This is a genomic window from Pedobacter sp. SYP-B3415 (genome assembly GCF_004138205.1).
Taxonomy (GTDB): Bacteria; Bacteroidota; Bacteroidia; order Sphingobacteriales; family Sphingobacteriaceae; genus Pedobacter.
In genome coordinates this window covers 93,177-110,861 of sequence record NZ_RXNQ01000005.1, presented here as the reverse complement: position 1 = coordinate 110,861, position 17,685 = coordinate 93,177, and the positions used below count along the sequence as shown (strand labels likewise).

Sequence of the window (17,685 nt, the reverse complement as noted above, 5' to 3'; positions counted from 1 at the left end):
CCTTTAAAGATATTTTAAGCAATAATTTATTTTGCTGACAGTGTGTTTTTTCTTAACGAAGAACAATGTATTCATATTGCCGAGCAGCAGCCCAACTAAGTATAACCGATTAATGACAGACGCAGGCGCACGCAATGCTTCAATCAGGCGATTAACAAGTCCGGGCGACTTATTTCCATTATAGCTACCAAATTGTTGAAGTTTTTCGAGCTGCAACGCCTTATGTCTGGACGTTGCACCCTTTTGCCGTGCATGCTGTCTCAACGGATCAGTACTGTTCTGTTCGTGCCTCCGAAAGAGTACCAGCACTTCGTTCTGTGCCGCCACCGAGCCGTGGTTAGTCGCAACATATGCGAGCCATTGGTCATAGTATATATTTGATGGGAATGATCCTGCAAGGCCGATCAGACTTTTCTTAAATAACATGGCATGCCCCGAAATGCAATTTTCGAGCAGAAAGACATCTGGGTTGTCTCCGGAGTAGAAATGAAAGTAATCGCTCATTTTCTGTCCCGTCAATCTACCGCTTTTGTCTACGAAAGCAGAATCACAATATACAAGAATATGTTGTCCAAGAGCGGCTACCTGTTTAGATAACTTATCGTGCGACCAAATGTCGTCCTGGTCGCAAATAGCAACCAGATCACCCTGGCAGCGCCTAAGCGCCTGTTCAAAGTTCCGTGTATAACCGAGGTTCCTGTCGTTCCTATAGATTTTCAGTTTTTCGCTGCGAAGTGCATAACTTGTCAGGATCGCGAAAGTATCGTCTGTCGAGCAGTCATCTACCGCTATAATTTCAATCAGGGGCCAGTCCTGTGCAAGGAGCGAGTCAAGTTGTTCTTTTAAGAACTGACTTCCGTTATAAGTGCACAATGCAACAGAGACCAGCGGTTTATCATTCATCGAGATCATTGTTGAAGGCCTGCATATCGATAAGCTTTTTGTACAGTCCGCCAGTGGCTATCAGTTCAGCATGCGTACCACTTTCAGATACACAGCCGTGGTCAATCACAACAATTTTATCAGCGTGCTGAATCGTACTGAGGCGGTGTGCGATGACAACTGATGTTCTGTTTTTCATCAGATTGCTTAACGCATCCTGTACGAGTTTTTCTGATTCGGTATCCAGTGCTGAGGTTGCTTCGTCGAGCAGCATGATGGGCGGGTTGGCTACTACTGCACGTGCAATGCATATCCTTTGCCGCTGCCCGCCTGATAACCTGTTGCCTCGGTCGCCAACCGGCGTGTCATAGCCAAGTTCAGACTGTGATATGAACTCGTGGGCATTAGCAATTCGCGCTGCCGCTTCCACCTCTTCACGTGTGGCACCTGGTTTTCCGAAAGCTATGTTGTTATATATTGTATCATTAAAAAGAAAGGAATCCTGGTTTACAATTCCCATGTGGGCGCGAAGACTTTCCATACTGATATCGGTATATGGCTTGCCGTCAATGCTAAGCACGCCCGATCGCGGATCATGAAAACGGGGAATCAGATCCAGGAGTGTGCTTTTTCCGCCACCTGAAGGTCCTACGAGTGCCACGGTTTTTCCCTTTTCAATATCCAGGGTGATGTTGTTGAGGATCGTTTTCTCGCCATACGCAAAACTTACATTTTCCAGTCGAACCCGATCATGGAATCCCTGCAATTGTTTTACTCCCGGCTTATCGGAAAAGGCCGGCTCGGTGTCAATGAGGCCGAGTACCCGCTCGCCTGCTGTTATGCCCGAATGAATACCGCTGAATGAGTCGCTGAGCGCCTTAACGGGCTGCATAACCTGAGAGAAGGTCGCAATATAAACAAGAAATTTAGAGGTAGTCAGATCGCCCTCGCCATTCAGGATCATCGTGCCGCCATAAAGTACGATCAAAGCAACGACAATAACGCCGAGTGTTTGTGAAACCGGCGATGCCAGCTGTTGCCTCCTCACGATCTTCCGGTTCAGGTAAGAGTAAAACTTGTTTTCCTCATGGAATCTATCCTTCACCCGCGTCGTTGCATTAAATGCTTTCACGATCTTAATTCCGCTTAACGACTCATCAAGAAAGCCAATCATTTTTGCAAAAGACTCATGAGACTGGGTAGTCTGCTGTTTCAGGCGTTTCACAATTTTACTGATAATCAATCCCGATACAGGAATAACCAATAACGAGAACAGGGTCAGCTTAACCGAAATAGACAGCAATACAAATACATAAAACAGTAATTGTAATGGCTCTTTGAAGACCACCTGTAAGGTATTTGTAACCGTGAACTGTACAACCTGGACGTCTGATGCAACTTTTGAGATGATGTCTCCTTTACGCTCATTATTAAAAAATCCAACCTGAAGTTCCATAACCCTGTCAAAGACCTTTTTGCGCAGATTAAGCAGGGTATGAACCCGTAAATCTTCCATATAACGCTGGGAAAGGTACCGGAACAGGTTTGACAGCACTACAACGACGATAATCACAGCACAAACAATGCGTAAAGTGGGAATCTTTCCGTCTTCTGCGACCAACTGGGCCATATAGTCGTTCATGTGCCCAATAAAATCTACCGAAGAATCTGTCGGATCAGTTACTTTATCAATTTTAGATGAGCCCGTAAAAAGTGTTTCAAGCAGTGGCCCGATAAGCGTAAAAAGTGCCGTGTTGAAAACAATAGCCAGCAAGGTGGCCAGTATATATGGGATGGCAAATTTCTCAATTGGCCTGGCAAAGGAAAGTAAACGAAAATATGTTTTCATTCAATAAGTACAATAAAAAGACACAACACGTCGGTGCCAATTACAAAGGTACGATATTTCGAAAAGCTAAACCTTATATACTCAGGAACTCAGATCTCGCGTACACCGGGAGCCGATGCGGAAGCACTTATTTGGCCGGCTACCTCTGCAAGGCTTACATGTTTGAGCCTGCGCTGCAGGTTTTCAAGCCGGTTACGGCTTTCCCGGATGCGGGCTGATTCCTGAAGGTAACAGCGGTAGCTTTCCGAAATCCACTTTTTCCCAAGCAGTATCTTCGGGATGACCTCTGTAAGTAAAAGCTGCGCAGGAAGAAAAAATCCACGGAGGCCGCGAAGATGTATCTTTTGCAGAATAAAACGGTTGCGGTAGTAAACCTTTTTTATGAAGTCTGATTTGAGTTGGGTTCGGGTGCTTCCGCTTACCTGGTGGAAACAAACCGATTGGTGTTCATAATAACACTTCCATCCCAGCTGCCAGGCACGAAGACTCAAATCAAAATCTTCTGATGAGAAAGGCGAATATATTTCATCAAATCCGCCGATCAGTTTGAGTTTTTCGGCGTCAATCAGCGCATTCGCACCAGACAGATAAGCGGTCAGCAGGCCTGACGAGGGGTCTTCACTATAGAAAAAGCGGCTGGCTTTGATTCTGCAACCCGAAAATTCCAGGAGGCGGGCGGCATCCTCTATTTTGCTGCCATCGGCAGTCATGATCCGACCCATGACGCCAAAAGTATCCTTCAGATCAAAATAATGCCATTGCGCTTTGAAATAATCAGGGCTTAATTTAACATCTGAGTTTAGTAACAGGATGTGTGAAAATAATGCAGCCTGAATGCCTCTGTTACACGTGTATGAAAACCCCTGATTAATTGGATTTTCCAGCAAGGAAATCTGCGGGTATGCCTTCCTGACGAAATCTTTACTCCCATCGGCAGAAGCATCGTCTACAATGATGATTTCATATGGCAGGCCGGTTTCTTCTGCAGCGACAATCACCGAAGGCAGATAGGCTTCCAAAAGGTGTTTTCCGTTGTAGTTTGGGATGACAATGGAAAGGGATCTTTTCATCGGCAGACAATCTTGTAATTCCGGTATTCAAACGGTCGATAGCCGGTAAGTGCTTCAATCTTTTCAAGCAACTTACGCCTGATGTTCATTTTCTTTTTAAAACCGGATGGGTCCCCGGCAAGTTTCCAGTTTGATGCCTGAATACGCGCGCGCATAACCGCCGGATGAGCGCCCTTAAAAGGCACAAGGCGATCAGCGTTTCTCATGTCAAATTCTTCACCGGCAGGATAATTCACCTCGATCCACGCCTCTTCCTGATAATAACGGTTAAAATTGCGCACTTTTCCCTGCAGGTTTTTCGGGGGCTTTACCCAGCCATAATGATATATGCTGGCTGCGATTTCTTTAACCTTTATTTTTTCTCCGTTTCTCCTGAACCCCTGCGCATCCCGGTAGGAGTGCATACCAGGCAGGTTTTTTAAAATCCGTATTTCACGCCTGTACCAGCGCCTGGATTCTGCGATATAGTCATATGAGCCATAAAAGTGTTTGTACTGAAAAAGCAGGCCTTCAATCCGGCTGTTTGTAAGGGCACTTTGCATAGCGTCTTTAATCAACGGAAGGTCTTTCTCATGCATCACCTCATCAGCCTGGATATAAACAAGCCAGTCAGCATCCTTAGCTGTTTCGGCCAGTGCTTTATTGGTTTCTTCTGCAAAAACGGCCCCGCCCGCTCTTAACGTTTCATCCCATACAGTATGAACAACACGAATTTTGTCTGAATCAATAGACCGGATCAGCGCTTCTGTATTGTCGGTCGAGTTGCCCAGTGCCACGATAAACTCGTCGCACAGCGGAAGGGCAGAAAGAATTGCCTCTTTTACCGGATAGTCGTTTGCTACCGCATTTCGTATAAATGTAAACCCTGAAACCTTCATTCCCTGTCTGATGCAGATTGCCGTATCATCACGTGTGAAATTGACGGCAAATTATACGTTAATTTGTAACAAATATATAGTTATTGATGAAAACACCGCGGCTCCAGACTGATGAAATCGCCGCAGGCGATTACCGGTCGCTTGCCAGAGCGCTCAGTTTCGTCGAAAACAATGCTCATGCGGCACATCTTTTTTTGCAAACGCTCCAGCCGCTCGATGTGCCTGTAATAGGCATTACCGGCCCGCCAGGCGCCGGTAAAAGTACCCTCGTCCATGCGCTGGTGTCAGCATACAGCAGCCAGGGAAAAAAGGTGGCCGTACTGGCTGTCGATCCGACTTCACCATTTAACCTTGGAGCATTGCTCGGCGACAGAATCCGGATGTCTTCGCTTTTCAATGATCCAAACGTCTACATCCGCTCTTTGGCTACACGGGGATCACTCGGCGGCCTTTCAGCAAAGACGCTCGAAATGACAGATGTTCTGCGTGCGTCGGGCTTTGATATTATTCTGGTCGAAACCGTGGGCGTCGGTCAGTCTGAAATTGAGATTGCCGGGCTTGCCGACCGGACTGTTCTTGTACTGGTACCCGAGTCGGGCGATGAAGTGCAAAATATCAAATCGGGGATCATGGAGATTGCCCAGGCGTTTGTGGTCAATAAGGCTGACCGCGATGGGGCTGACCTCTTTTTCAACAATCTGAAAAAGCTGGTACAGCATGGCTCAACGGTTATTCCTGTTTTTAAGACTGTTGCCTCATTGAATCAGGGAATTGACCCCTTAGCCGAATGGCTGTTGAAGCCAATTGACATAAAGGTTCAGCATAAGACGTTATTATTAGCCGAACGCGCCTGGAAGATGATTGCCGAAAAACGCATGCATGACCTGAACAAGCCTGATCTGATACAAAAACTCCGCGAAGCACTTGCGACGGGTAACTTTAACCTGTATAGATTTGTGCAGGAACTATAAACCCGAAAAAACGAGGTGACGGACCAGGATTTTTCGGGTTATCTATGCTTCTATATATATATAATAGGTATTAGCTATTCATAATCTCCTCAATCTCGTCAGCCTCTACCGGAATATCAGCCATCAGATCTGTAACTCCGTTGTCGGTGATGAGCACGTTGTTTTCTATACGGATACCCAGGCCCTCTTCGGGGATATAAATACCGGGTTCGATCGTAAGAATGTTTCCGGCAGCAAATGGCGTATAGCGGCCCGCAAAATCATGAACATCTATACCCAGATGGTGAGAGTTGCCATGCATAAAGTATTTTTTATAGGCAGGCCAGGCAGGATTCTGGTTCTTTACATCGTCTGCAGACAGTAAGCCGAGGCCAATCAGCTGCTCGGTCATGAGTTCTCCTACCTGCTCATGGTAGGTATTCCATAATACGCCCGGTCTGAGCAGTTCTTTCGATTTTTTCAGTACGGTCAGCACGGCATTGTAAACGGCTCTCTGTCTTTCAGTAAAACGACCGTTAACCGGAATGCTGCGGCTAAGGTCGGCGTTGTAGTTGGCGTATTCCGCACCGAAGTCGAACAGAATGACATCACCATCCTTACAAACCTGGTTATTGTCATTGTAATGAAGAATGTTTGCGTTCGGACCCGATGCAATGATCGGCAGATAAGCATGGCCTGTAGCACCCTGCCTGATAAACTCATGAATGATCTCTGCTTCGATCTCGTATTCGGTTACTCCCGGTTTGACAAATTTCAGGACCCTGATAAAGGCATCGCGGGTTATTCCGCAGGCTTTTTGTGTCAGCTGCACCTCGATCTCAGACTTAACCGCGCGCAGATCCCGCATAATGGGCGCTGAACGCTCGTAATGATGGAGGGGAAAACGCTGTCTCAGCTGATCAATGAAACGCAGATCGCGGTAGGGAACGGTATGCGCATACCTGTCATTCTCATTTGTATTAAGATAGATATGGTCGGCGTAATGAACGATGGTCTGTAATATATTGTCGAACTCGTCAAGCCAGTACACAGCCTGGATCCCGGAAGTTTCCCGCGCCTGCTCCTTTGTATACTTATGACCTTCCCAAACTTTTATGAAATCATTGGTTTGTCTTAAAAACAGGACTTGTTTGTATAATGGATTAGGACAGTCAGGGTAAAGGAGGAGTATACTTTGTTCCTGATCGATGCCTGAAAGGTAAAACAAGTCAGGGTTTTGACGGAACATAAATGACTGATCGCCACTGCGTGGAAACTCGTCATTTGATTGAAAGATTGCTATCGAGTTGGATTTCAGGCGTTTTTCAAATTTCACTCTGTTTTCAGAAAATAGCTTCGCGTCGATTGGCTGGTACTTCATGTTTTTTTATGTTTTATACTTTGCGATTGCACCAAATGTAAGAAATATATGCTTGCCCCGAGTTTGGAACAGAGTTTGTACAGGACTTTGGGATTTTAAAAATTTGTTTAATTTTGCTATCACAAAAAATTAATCAATTAATATTTGTTTAACCTTAAAAAAGAAAGAATTATGAATTATTCTACTCTAAAGAAGAGTCTTGCTGTTTCTTTGGTAGCGTTAACAGGAGTAACAACTCTTGCTTCTGCCCAGGATTCAACAATGGTATCTTCTTCTTCAGCCAAAACCTTTGGCGGAAGATCACAGTTTAGAACCTGGTCTATCGGTGTTCACGGTGGTGTTCTTGCACCAGTTGTGGTTATCGGCGGTTCTAATGACTACACAAACTGGGATGTAAATCTTGGTTATGGTATCAACATCCGTAAACAATTTGCTCCTTCATTCGCGTTAGAATTGAACGGTGTGCGTGGTAAAGTATCAGGTTCTAACGAAGCTGGTGTTGCCGGTGCAGGTTCTTCGAACAGAAGCTTCGAAACTGAACTTCAGTACGCTGCTGACTTAAGAGGTGTTGTTAACGTTGGTACAATCGACTTCCTGCGTCGCGAGAATTCAGTTGGTTTCTTCGTTACAGCTGGTTACGGTTTGATGGCTTATGCTCCAAAAGTGGTTAACGCTGCTGGTACTACTATCGACTGGAAAGGCCGTGCTCAGGGTGGTGAAAAAGACTACGTTAAAGAAGCTTATATCCCTGTAGGTGCAGGTATCAAATTCAAAGTTTCTGAGCGTGTAAACTTCAACCTTGGTTACACCATGAACTTCATTGACGGTGATAACTTTGACGGTGTTTACGCTAAAGGAACTACTAAAGACAAAGTATCTTACGGTTATGCAGGTCTTGAGTTCTCACTCGGTTCTTCTTCAAAACCAAGTTTAGAGTGGGCTAACCCAGTTGCAATGATGTACGATGAGTTGAAAGATCCTACCCTGCGTCAGGAAGTTGAAGCTCTTAAAAACCGTGTATCTAACGTAGAAAGAGCTGTTGAAGACCTGAAAAAAGATTCTGACGGTGACGGTGTTGCTGATCAGTTCGACAAATGCCCAGGTACTCCTGCTGGTACTGCTGTTGACGGTTCTGGTTGCCCGCTTCCTAAGTCAGCTCCTGTTGACTCAGCTTCAAGCGACGTAACTGGTTTCGAAAACATCCAGTTCGACTTCAACTCTTCAGTTCTTAAAACTGAATCTTACCCAACTCTTGACAAATTGTCTTCATCGTTGCGTGAAAACGGTGGTAAAGTAACTGTTAAAGGTTACGCTTCTAGCGAAGGTACTGCTGCATACAACATGAAATTGTCTAAAGACAGAGCAAATTCAGTTAAAACTTACCTGGTTAATTCAGGTGTTAACGGTAGCCAGGTTGTTACCAGAGGTTTAGGTGAAGCTAACCCAGTTGCTTCTAACGACACAGAAGAAGGTCGTATCCAAAACCGTCGTGTTGAAACTTCAAGAAACTAAGATTTCTAAGTAAAATACAGAAGAGGGCTTCAAATTTTGAAGCCCTCTTTTTTTATTTCGTAAATTTACGGCATGTATTTCTTCAGAAAGAAAGATCCCGGCCGCCCCGATAATATCAACCTGCGCATCATGCATTTTATTAATGCGCTGGCCATAATCATTTTTTTAGCCGGTCTAATCTGGAAGCTGATAGACTGGCTTGTGCTTAAGTAACGTTGCATAACCCCGCCTCAATTTAATATGAAAAAAATTATTCAGACAAAAAATGCTCCTGCGCCTATTGGCCCTTACAGCCAGGCTGTACAAACCGGAAACCTGCTTTTCGTATCAGGTCAGATTGCAATTAATCCGGAAACCGAACAACTCAACATCACATCAATAGAAGAAGAAACGCATCAGGTTATGCGTAACATCAAGGCCATTCTCCTCGAAGCCGGTTTAGATTTCAGTCATGTGATCAAAGCCTCCATTTTTTTAACAGATATGGGCAATTTTCCCAGAGTTAACGAGACATATGCATCTTATTTTTCAAGCGATTTCCCTGCCCGCGAAACGGTAGAGGTATCTGTTTTACCTAAGAATGTGAATGTTGAAATTTCTGTAATCGCAGCAACAGCATAACCGTGGCAGCTACCGGAAAAGCAAAATATCTTTTCGCAGCCCTCGCATCGACCGTGATCTGGGGGTTTTTTGCTTTGCCGCTCCGGAATCTTCGTGCCTGGCCTTCTGAGCAGATTCTTTGCTACCGGATCTTAACAAGCCTGGTCATCATCTGGGCTGTCATCCTGTTTTTCAGAAGACGGCAGCTTAAGGCCGATGTGCATACCATTCGTCAAATGCAGTCGGGGCAAAGAAGGCAGCTGTTGTTGTTTACCATCGTCTCGGCCTTACTTATTACCGGGAACTGGTTTACATTTATTTATGCTGTCAATAATGTCAGTCTCAAATCTGCGGCTTTTGCCTATATGGTTTGTCCGCTGATAACCGCCCTTGGTGGCTATTTTATTCTCCGGGAAGCAATGAGCCGGGTAAAATTTATTTCGCTGGGGGTGGCCTTTACAAGCATTGTCCTGTTGGCAACGGGTTCACTTATTGAGGTAACCTGGTCCGTGGTCATCGCGACCTTGTATGCTTTTTATCTTATCCTTCAGCGAAAGATAAACCAGGTCGATAAATTTAATTTCCTTGGTGTTCAGATGCTGTTGTCAGTATTGCTGATGATACCCTTGTTTCTCAGTCACCAGGGAGGCATACCGGTCTCACCCGTTTTCTGGGGCAACATTGTAGCCATTGCAGTAGTATTTACGATTATTCCGCTTTTTTTAAGTCTTTACGCACTGTTGGGAATACAATCCTCTACCCTGGGTATCATTATTTACCTCAATCCAATCATTGCATTCGCAGTAGCGATCGTATATTTTGATGAGCATATAACCACGCAGCAGCTGTTCGCTTATAGCCTTTTGTTGCTCGCGGTAATTTTATTCAACCTGGAGCTCATCAAGACTATAGCGGCAAAAAGGAAATAGACTATGGCGGGGCTCGATTTAATTACGCCTGTTGAATACCTGAAGGGTGTTGGACCGCAGAAGGCGGAGCTTCTGAAAAAAGAACTCTCAATTTTTACCTGCGGCGATCTTCTCTTTTATTTCCCGTTTCGCCATATAGACCGGACCCGCTTTTATAAGATCAGTGAGATTAATGCTGAGCTGCCTTTTATCCAGGTAACCGGCAGACTCGTGAGCAAAGAGCTGGTCGGACAAAAACAGGCAAAACGAATTGTTGCACAATTCAAAGACGAAACCGGTACACTTGAATTGGTATGGTTTCAAAGTCTTAAATGGGTAAACGACAATTTGATTACCGGCCAGGCCTATGTTGCATTTGGTAAGCCTAATCACTTTAATGGAACGTTCAGCATCGTGCATCCTGAGATGGAGTTGTTACAGCAGGCACAGCAAAAGAGGGGTAATCAGAGTCTGCAGCCGGTCTACAGCTCGACCGAGAAATTAAAGAAGTTCGGACTTGATACCAAAGGCATCCAGAAATTACAAGCGGTATTGCTTGATTCAATTGCACCCGCTCTGAATGAAAACCTGCCCGCGTTTATATTGGAAAAATACAAACTGACAGACCGGCGTGCAGCACTTCTGAATATTCATTTTCCCGGATCGCCTCAGCAGCTCAGTGCTGCAGAGCGACGGATTAAATTCGAAGAGCTGTTCTTCATACAACTGGAACTGCTTAATATGAAGCAGGCTCGTTCATTAAAATTCAGAGGAAACATATTTGATAAGGCCGGCGAGCAATTAAACACATTTTATAAGGAGCGGCTGCCATTTGATCTAACCGGGGCACAGAAACGGGTACTGCGAGAGATCCGGACCGACACACAGCGTGGCGTGCAGATGAACCGTCTTATTCAGGGTGATGTTGGAAGCGGTAAAACGGTTGTTGCCCTCATGAGCATGTTGCTGGCCAATGGCAATGGGTTCCAGGCTTGTATGATGGCTCCTACCGAAATCCTGGCCCGCCAGCACTATGAATCGCTGAAGGCAATGGCAGGAGCAGACCTTGTGCAGATAGAAATATTGACTGGTATTACCAAAAAGAAAGAGCGTACGCTGCTGCACGAGCGCCTCGAAAACGGCGAAATCGATATCCTTATCGGCACACATGCATTGATAGAGGATAAGGTAAAGTTCAGGAACCTCGGTATGGTTGTGATAGACGAACAACACCGTTTTGGTGTTGAGCAGCGGGCTAAACTGTGGCGTAAAAATGTTATTCCGCCGCATATTCTGGTTATGACAGCAACACCGATTCCGCGCACACTGGCCATGACGTTATACGGTGACCTTGATGTTTCTGTGATCGATGAACTGCCCCCGGGGCGAAAACCAATTACAACCGTTCACCTTTACGAAAGCCAGCGCCTGCGGATGTTCGGGTTGATGAAAACAGAAATTGCCAAAGGAAGACAGGTCTACCTGGTGTATCCGCTGATTAAGGAAAGTGAAAAGTTAGATTTGCTTTTTCTTGAAGCGGGTATCGAACAGCTGCGGTATCATTTCCCGCTGCCTGATTACCAGATGAGCATTGTTCACGGGAAGATGGCTAATGCAGACAAGGATTACGAAATGGAGCGCTTCGTTTCCGGTAAAACGCAAATTATGGTTGCCACTACTGTCATAGAAGTTGGTGTGAATGTGCCAAATGCATCTGTAATGATTATTGAAAATGCGGAGCGCTTTGGTCTTTCACAGCTGCACCAGCTTCGCGGACGGGTTGGCAGGGGCGCGGAGCAATCATTCTGCGTACTGATGAGCGGCAACAAGCTTAGTAAGGAAGCGAAACTGCGTCTCGAGACGATGGTAAGAACCAATAACGGTTTCGAGATCTCTGAAATTGACCTGGAATTGCGTGGTCCGGGAAACTTATCAGGCACGCAGCAAAGCGGAACCCTCAACCTGAAATTAGCGGATCTTACAAAAGATCAGGTTATCTTACAGGAAGCCCGCAATACCGTTATTGCAATTTTTGAAGAAGACCGCCTGCTTCAGAAGCCCGAACACCGTTTGCTCCAAGACTATCTGGACAGCAGGCGGTCCGGAATATCATTCGATAAGATTTCCTGAGCTACATACCCAGTTCCCTGTCCAGATATTCTGTTACCCGCTGAATGGAATTGTCTATCGTATTACTCAGTATGGTCAGGTACGAGCCGGTCTTAGCGGTTTGCATAGCCACTTTCAGGCAGTCTTCGCCGCTGTTGTTTACTACGATCGGAATGCCGGGTTTTACTTCCTGAAGACCCTGCTTTAAGAGCTGCACGAGTTCATCGCGCTGGCGGCCGCGCAAATATTTTTCCTGGCAGATATACACACGGTCAAACATGCTGGCTGCAATACGTGCAATTTCTATGATATCTTCATCGCGGCGGTCGCCGGTGCCGGATATGATACCCACGTGTTCAGTAGCCTCTACGGTTTGCAGGAAACTGCGAACCCCGTTAAACCCGTCAGGATTGTGCGCAAAGTCTACGAGCACCTTAAATTCCTTGAATTTGAAAACGTTCATACGTCCCGGTGTCTGCGCCGCCGAAGGGATAAATGTTTGTAAAGAAAGCCTGATGTCTTCAATTTTGTAGCCCCATAAAAAAGTGGCAAGGGTTGCCGCCAGCACATTCTGGATCATGAAATCTACGCTTCCGCCAAACGTCAGTGGAATATGTGATACCTTGTCTACACGTATTTTCCAGTCACCTTTTTTTACGGTGATGTAGCCGTTCTCGAATACGGCAGCTGTACCACCCCGCTTAAAATGGTCTTTCAGGACCGGATTGTGTTCGTCCATACTGAAGTAAGCGACCTTACAGCGGGCATCGCGGGCAATTTTGACGCAGTAAGGATTGTCAGCATTAAGAACAGCCCAACCTTTCCTGCGCACAGCCCCGATTACAACAGATTTCACCCGCGCCAGGTCCTGCAGGGTATGAATGTCAGATATGCCCAGGTGATCTTCCTGTATGTTGGTTACTACGCCAATATCACATTTATTAAAGCCAAGACCCGACCTCAGTATACCGCCACGGGCTGTCTCAAGCACAGCAAACTCTACCGTCGGATCTTTCAAAATAAATTCTGCGCTTTGAGGGCCGGTTGTATCCCCTTTCATGAGCATGTTGTTCTGAACATAAATGCCGTCTGATGTGGTGAAGCCGACGCGTGTGCCGTTACTTTTTATAATGTGCGAGATCAGCCGCGTTGTGGTGGTTTTGCCATTGGTACCGGTAACGGCGATAATGGGAATCTGCGAAAGTTTGCCTGGGGGGTAAAGCATATCCAGTACGGGAGCAGCCACGTTGCGGGGCAGGCCCTCGCTTGGTGCAAGGTGCATCCTGAAGCCCGGAGCAGCATTTACCTCCAGCACAACGCCGCCATTTTCGGTAAGCGGCTGAGTCAGGTTTTTAGCCATAATATCTATTCCGCAGATATCAAGGCCGATGATGCGGGATATACGTTCGCAAATAAACAGGTTCTGAGGGTGAACCTGATCTGTCACATCGACAGATGTACCGCCTGTACTCAGGTTAGCCGTAGATTTCAGGTAGACCTTTTCTCCCTTGCCGGGGATGGAATCCAGGCTGTAATCTTTTTTTGCCAGGAGATCGAGTGTGTCCCGGTCGACCGTGATTTCGGTCAGCACATTCTCATGGCCGTAGCCCCGGCGCGGATCTTCGTTTTCCCTTTGGATAAGTTCGGCAATGTTGCTGGTGCCATCGCCGGTTATGTGAGCCGGATCACGGAAAGCCGCCGCCACTACGCGGTTGTCGATAACCAGCACCCGGAAGTCATACCCTTCGATAAACCGCTCCACGATAACCCTGCGCGAATGCTGACGGGCATGCTCGAAGGCTGCCATAGCCGCGGCCTCGTCTTTGACATTGATCGTAGCGCCCCGGCCATGATTCCCATCAAGTGGCTTGAACACCAGCGGGAAACCCAGCCTGCTGATTGCCGCTTCAAGTTCTTCGGCTCTTGAAATGGTTACACCTTTTGCAACGGGAATGGCGGCATCTTCCAGCAAACGTTTTGTTTCGTCTTTGTTTCCGGCCAGATCTACGGCGATACTGCTTGTACGTTCGGTCATGGTTGCCCTGAAACGCACCTGGTTTTTCCCATAACCGAGTTGTACGAGCGAGCCTTTGTTCAGCCTGATCCAGGGGATATCGCGTGCAATAGCTTCGTCCACGATTGAGCCTGTACTTGGTCCAAGCCGTTCCTGTTCGCGCAGTTCGCGCAAGCGTCTGATATCTGCATCAAGATCATAAGGTGTCCGCGCAATCAATGCCTCAGCAATGCGTACTGCGGCCTCGGCAGCAAAGGCGCCTGCTTTCTCTTCAACGTAACTGAATACAACGTTATAAACGCCTTCTGTCTTGGTCTGCCGTGTACGGCCAAAGCCGGTGTCCATACCAGCCAGGGTCTGGATTTCCAGGGCAATATGTTCGATAACGTGACCCATCCAGGTCCCTTCATCCACGCGCATAAAAAAGCCGTTCTCGCAACCCTTAGAGCAGCGGTGGCTGTACATGCCTGGCAGCAGCTGCCTGATGCCTTCTGCAAAACCCTCGATCAGATTGGTAGGACGCTGCTCCAACTCTTCCAGATCAAGGCGCATTTGAATAAGTTTCTTTCGGTTAATGGACCAGATATTCGGACCTTTCAGGACCTGTATGCCCAATATTTTCATGCTGATGTTTTTTTAATAAATAATTTTTTGCGGTCCGGGCTGGAAAAGTGCCGGTTTAGAGAGATGGTCCTAAATATAGCAATTGTAATTGCATATGCGCCGCTTTGTGAAGCGAAATATAGCATGGCCAATCAGCATTTCCAATCAATTACAATTTGATAATACAGTATTCATCTACAAAAGCAATTACGGCAATAAATTGTTTAAATAATTTTATCGGTTTCTTAATATTCGCCGGTACATTTTGCCCGAATCGGAAAAAAATTCGTCATTCTTTGTTTCAGGGGCTATCTTTGGGCTTCCTGATAACAAAAGACAAGGCCCATGACACCGAAAGGTAAGCTGATCATAATAGGAGGAGCCATTAATACCGGCAGTTTTGCCGAAACCCAATTCGGATTGCCGGAGAACATGAATTTCTTTGAACGCGGCATCCTGAAAAGAATTACCACTGAATCTGCTAAGAATACGGAATCCCGTTTCGAAATTATCACGACGGCATCCCTGATGCCTGAAAGGGTTGGAGAAGAATATGTCAAAGCTTTTGCTCAGCTGGAAGTATTGAACCTGGGTATACTCAACATAACGAACAGGGAAGATGCAAACGATGCTGAATATGCAGCCCGTATCCGTGCCGCAGACGTGATCATGTTCACCGGTGGAGACCAGCTTCGCCTGTCGTCTATTTTCGGTGGCACTGAAATTCATCGCATCCTTCTCGAAAAATACATGCACGAGCCGGTCGTTATTGCAGGAACATCAGCCGGGGCGGCGGCAAGTTCAAAAAATATGATCTACCAGGGCAGCAGTAAGGATGCTTTGCTTAAAGGCGAAGTAAAGATTACAGGGGGCCTTGGTTTTATTGACGGTGTAATTGTAGATACGCATTTTGTACAACGCGGCCGTATTGGCAGGCTGCTTTATGCTGCGGCCAGTAACCCGGGTATTATGGGGATTGGTCTTGGCGAGGACACCGGTCTGTATATCTCTGAAGGAAACCGGATGGAGGCTATCGGTTCGGGCATGGTGATCCTGGTGGATGGCCGGCACATGGCAGATACAAACCTGACCGATGTGGAAATGGGACAGCCGGTTTCGATAAAAAATATGGTTGTACATGTGATGTGTGACGGTGATGTGTATGATCTTTCAAAACATCAGCTATCCATTTTGCATCCAAAAGTGTTATCACTTGAATAACGATACATATGAAAGTGATCATACACGGTGGATTCTTCAGCGAATCAAATACCAACCAGGAAACAAAACGGGCTAAGCAGGATGCTATGGCACAAATCTGTGAGGCAGCTCACAAGTACCTCCAAACGCATACAGCGACAGAAACAGCCATGTTTGCCGTTGCTTTACTTGAAGACCATGAATTATTTAACGCGGGTTATGGCTCACAGCTACAGAGTGACGGCAAAGTCAGGCTCAGCGCTGCTGTTATGGAAGGCCATACCCAGCGGTTTGCCGGGGTCATTAACCTTGAAGAGGTAAAAAATCCCATTCATGTTGCCGGAAAACTGCTTGCTGTGGATGACCGGGTATTGAGCGGGGAAGGCGCACAGAAGTTTGCCCGAGACCATGGCTTCGATTCTTATAACCCCGTTTCTGAACAACGTTTAAAAGAATACCAGGAAAAACGTAACCAGGCAAACCGCCTTGGTACGGTAGGCTGTGTAGCGCTTGACAGGGATGGCAACCTTGCAGCTGCAACCTCTACCGGAGGTAAGGGCTTCGAGATACCCTGCCGCGTGAGTGATTCTGCAACCGTTGCAGGAAATTATGCAGACCGCCTGTCGGCTGTATCGTGCACCGGTGTTGGCGAAGATATTGTGAGTGCTGCACTGGCATCGCGAATTGTAACCCGTGTTGCCGACGGCCAAACATTGAAGCAGGCGATGGAGCGGTCATTTAGTGAAATGAAGGCCTATGACGGGTTTGCCGGTGCAATCGGTATCACTGCAGCAGGCGAAATTTTTCATATGGATTCGCACCCATATATGGTTTGGGCTTCTTTCGATATTAATTTGCAGGTATTCAGTTAATTTGTAATATTTGTATTACTGTTTATACATGCGTACAAGCCTCTTTTTATCTGTATTAACGCTAAGTTGTTTTGCTGCCATTGCTCAAAACAATACGGTTGCGCCCTACGACATGCCGGGCCATGGCACTGCGATTAATATAGCTGTATCAAAATTGGATGAAGCCGATGGGAACACGTATTTTGAAGAGGGCCTGGATTATGAAAAGCAGGGTGAATATGCAGAAGCCCTGACCTTCTTTGGCAAAGCTGCGTTTGAATATAATGCAATAAAAAAGTTTCAACGCTACGGCGACGCGCTCATGAAGATGAGCAACATGCATTACAACCTTGCCCATTATCTCGAAGCCGAGCAGGTTATGCTGAATGTGGCCATAAAAAATTATTCTAAAATTGGCAGCCGCTCGGGTTTGATGAATGCCTACCAACAGCTTGGAAAAATCTACCTGGCAGGAAACCGGATTACCGAAAGCCTGTGGTTCTATACCCAGCAGGGCATTCTGGCCCAGCAGATGGGTAATAACCATTCTTATATCGAGTCGGTTCTTGGTATAGCGATGGCCAACATCAAACGCAAGGATTATAAGCTGGCCGAACGTGACCTTAAGCGCGCGGAATGGCTTGCAAATTCCATCCGCAGCAAACAATACAGCAACCGCATCCGCGATGCGCGCAGCCAGCTCCCTTCGTTAAAAAAGCGTAGCTAACTCCTTTCACTACACCTGCTTCAGGCGGCAGGAGAAAACAATTGTATGGTTTTTGCGTTGACCTAGTAGAGTCGGCATCCTATTGTTTACACCACATTTTAGTGTTTTTGTCAGATTGCTAAAGGGACGGTAATATTGGTGTCTCTTTTTT

At 46.4% G+C, this 17,685-nt stretch carries 15 protein-coding genes; 9 read left to right on the top strand and 6 right to left on the bottom strand.

Annotated elements, in window-relative coordinates; translation table 11 throughout:
- Positions 1–3: 3 nt before the first annotated feature.
- From EJV45_RS03670 to EJV45_RS03655, 4 genes are all read right to left on the bottom strand, one after another.
- On the bottom strand, positions 4–903 hold the full coding sequence (locus EJV45_RS03670; RefSeq protein WP_165304971.1) for a glycosyltransferase family 2 protein: 900 nt from the start codon (positions 901–903) through the stop codon (positions 4–6).
- Positions 896–2,731, bottom strand: coding sequence for an ABC transporter ATP-binding protein (locus tag EJV45_RS03665; protein ID WP_129714297.1), 1,836 nt, complete (start codon positions 2,729–2,731; stop codon positions 896–898). Before EJV45_RS03665 ends, EJV45_RS03670 begins: the two co-directional genes overlap by 8 nt.
- A gap of 89 nt (positions 2,732–2,820) precedes the next feature.
- Entirely contained in the window at positions 2,821–3,801 is a 981-nt protein-coding gene (locus EJV45_RS03660; RefSeq protein WP_129714296.1) for a glycosyltransferase family 2 protein, read from the bottom strand.
- The gene (locus EJV45_RS03655; protein ID WP_129714295.1) at positions 3,798–4,679 is read right to left on the bottom strand and encodes a glycosyltransferase family 2 protein; all 882 of its coding nucleotides are present in this window, start codon (positions 4,677–4,679) and stop codon (positions 3,798–3,800) included. Before EJV45_RS03655 ends, EJV45_RS03660 begins: the two co-directional genes overlap by 4 nt.
- Positions 4,680–4,765: 86 nt before the next feature.
- Between EJV45_RS03655 and meaB the strand changes: the two genes are divergently transcribed.
- A complete protein-coding gene (gene meaB / locus EJV45_RS03650) occupies positions 4,766–5,650 on the top strand; it encodes a methylmalonyl Co-A mutase-associated GTPase MeaB (RefSeq protein ID WP_129714294.1) in 885 nt (294 codons plus the stop codon).
- Between the two features lie 70 nt (positions 5,651–5,720).
- Here the strand turns inward: meaB and EJV45_RS03645 are convergent, their stop codons facing one another.
- A complete protein-coding gene (locus tag EJV45_RS03645; protein WP_129714293.1) occupies positions 5,721–7,010 on the bottom strand; it encodes an aminopeptidase P family protein in 1,290 nt (429 codons plus the stop codon).
- A gap of 171 nt (positions 7,011–7,181) precedes the next feature.
- Here EJV45_RS03645 and EJV45_RS03640 point away from each other — a divergent pair, with 171 nt between their 5' ends.
- From EJV45_RS03640 to recG, 5 genes are all read left to right on the top strand, one after another.
- On the top strand, positions 7,182–8,522 hold the full coding sequence (locus EJV45_RS03640; protein WP_129714292.1) for an OmpA family protein: 1,341 nt from the start codon (positions 7,182–7,184) through the stop codon (positions 8,520–8,522).
- A gap of 72 nt (positions 8,523–8,594) precedes the next feature.
- Complete coding sequence (locus EJV45_RS19410) at positions 8,595–8,735, top strand: DUF6728 family protein (RefSeq protein WP_165304970.1); 141 nt, start codon at positions 8,595–8,597, stop codon at positions 8,733–8,735.
- Positions 8,736–8,762: 27 nt separating this feature from the next.
- Positions 8,763–9,143: a RidA family protein gene (locus tag EJV45_RS03635; protein ID WP_129714291.1), complete on the top strand. Its 381-nt coding sequence runs from the start codon at positions 8,763–8,765 to the stop codon at positions 9,141–9,143.
- A 2-nt stretch (positions 9,144–9,145) separates the two neighbouring features.
- Positions 9,146–10,051 carry an EamA family transporter gene (locus tag EJV45_RS03630; RefSeq protein WP_129714290.1) on the top strand — a complete coding sequence of 302 codons (906 nt, stop codon included), beginning with the start codon at positions 9,146–9,148 and terminating at the stop codon, positions 10,049–10,051.
- Between the two features lie 3 nt (positions 10,052–10,054).
- Positions 10,055–12,160, top strand: coding sequence for an ATP-dependent DNA helicase RecG (recG, locus tag EJV45_RS03625; protein WP_129714289.1), 2,106 nt, complete (start codon positions 10,055–10,057; stop codon positions 12,158–12,160).
- A 1-nt stretch (position 12,161) separates the two neighbouring features.
- Here the strand turns inward: recG and cphA are convergent, their stop codons facing one another.
- Positions 12,162–14,777, bottom strand: a complete 2,616-nt coding sequence (cphA, locus tag EJV45_RS03620) for a cyanophycin synthetase (RefSeq protein ID WP_129714288.1) — start codon at positions 14,775–14,777, stop codon at positions 12,162–12,164.
- A gap of 324 nt (positions 14,778–15,101) precedes the next feature.
- On the opposite strand from cphA, the gene EJV45_RS03615 reads away from it, so the two are divergent.
- From EJV45_RS03615 to EJV45_RS03605, 3 genes are read left to right on the top strand one after another with little or no spacing between them, the layout of a single operon-like run.
- A complete protein-coding gene (locus tag EJV45_RS03615; protein WP_129714287.1) occupies positions 15,102–15,977 on the top strand; it encodes a cyanophycinase in 876 nt (291 codons plus the stop codon).
- An 8-nt stretch (positions 15,978–15,985) separates the two neighbouring features.
- On the top strand, positions 15,986–16,828 hold the full coding sequence (locus tag EJV45_RS03610) for an isoaspartyl peptidase/L-asparaginase (RefSeq protein ID WP_129714286.1): 843 nt from the start codon (positions 15,986–15,988) through the stop codon (positions 16,826–16,828).
- Positions 16,829–16,856: 28 nt separating this feature from the next.
- Complete coding sequence (locus tag EJV45_RS03605; protein WP_129714285.1) at positions 16,857–17,534, top strand: hypothetical protein; 678 nt, start codon at positions 16,857–16,859, stop codon at positions 17,532–17,534.
- Positions 17,535–17,685: the final 151 nt, after the last annotated feature.

Bases quoted from the DNA above. Each gene is read 5' to 3' on its own strand.
- EJV45_RS03665 (WP_129714297.1), bottom strand. From the start codon at position 2,731: ATGAAAACATATTTTCGTTTACTTTCCTTTGCCAGGCCAATTGAGAAA.
- EJV45_RS03610 (WP_129714286.1), top strand. From the start codon at position 15,986: ATGAAAGTGATCATACACGGTGGATTCTTCAGCGAATCAAATACCAAC.
- EJV45_RS03605 (WP_129714285.1), top strand. From the start codon at position 16,857: ATGCGTACAAGCCTCTTTTTATCTGTATTAACGCTAAGTTGTTTTGCT.
- EJV45_RS03635 (WP_129714291.1), top strand. From the start codon at position 8,763: ATGAAAAAAATTATTCAGACAAAAAATGCTCCTGCGCCTATTGGCCCT.
- cphA (WP_129714288.1), bottom strand. From the start codon at position 14,777: ATGAAAATATTGGGCATACAGGTCCTGAAAGGTCCGAATATCTGGTCC.
- EJV45_RS03645 (WP_129714293.1), bottom strand. From the start codon at position 7,010: ATGAAGTACCAGCCAATCGACGCGAAGCTATTTTCTGAAAACAGAGTG.
- meaB (WP_129714294.1), top strand. From the start codon at position 4,766: ATGAAAACACCGCGGCTCCAGACTGATGAAATCGCCGCAGGCGATTAC.
- EJV45_RS03655 (WP_129714295.1), bottom strand. From the start codon at position 4,679: ATGAAGGTTTCAGGGTTTACATTTATACGAAATGCGGTAGCAAACGAC.
- EJV45_RS03640 (WP_129714292.1), top strand. From the start codon at position 7,182: ATGAATTATTCTACTCTAAAGAAGAGTCTTGCTGTTTCTTTGGTAGCG.
- EJV45_RS19410 (WP_165304970.1), top strand. From the start codon at position 8,595: ATGTATTTCTTCAGAAAGAAAGATCCCGGCCGCCCCGATAATATCAAC.
- EJV45_RS03615 (WP_129714287.1), top strand. From the start codon at position 15,102: ATGACACCGAAAGGTAAGCTGATCATAATAGGAGGAGCCATTAATACC.
- EJV45_RS03660 (WP_129714296.1), bottom strand. From the start codon at position 3,801: ATGAAAAGATCCCTTTCCATTGTCATCCCAAACTACAACGGAAAACAC.
- EJV45_RS03670 (WP_165304971.1), bottom strand. From the start codon at position 903: ATGAATGATAAACCGCTGGTCTCTGTTGCATTGTGCACTTATAACGGA.
- recG (WP_129714289.1), top strand. From the start codon at position 10,055: ATGGCGGGGCTCGATTTAATTACGCCTGTTGAATACCTGAAGGGTGTT.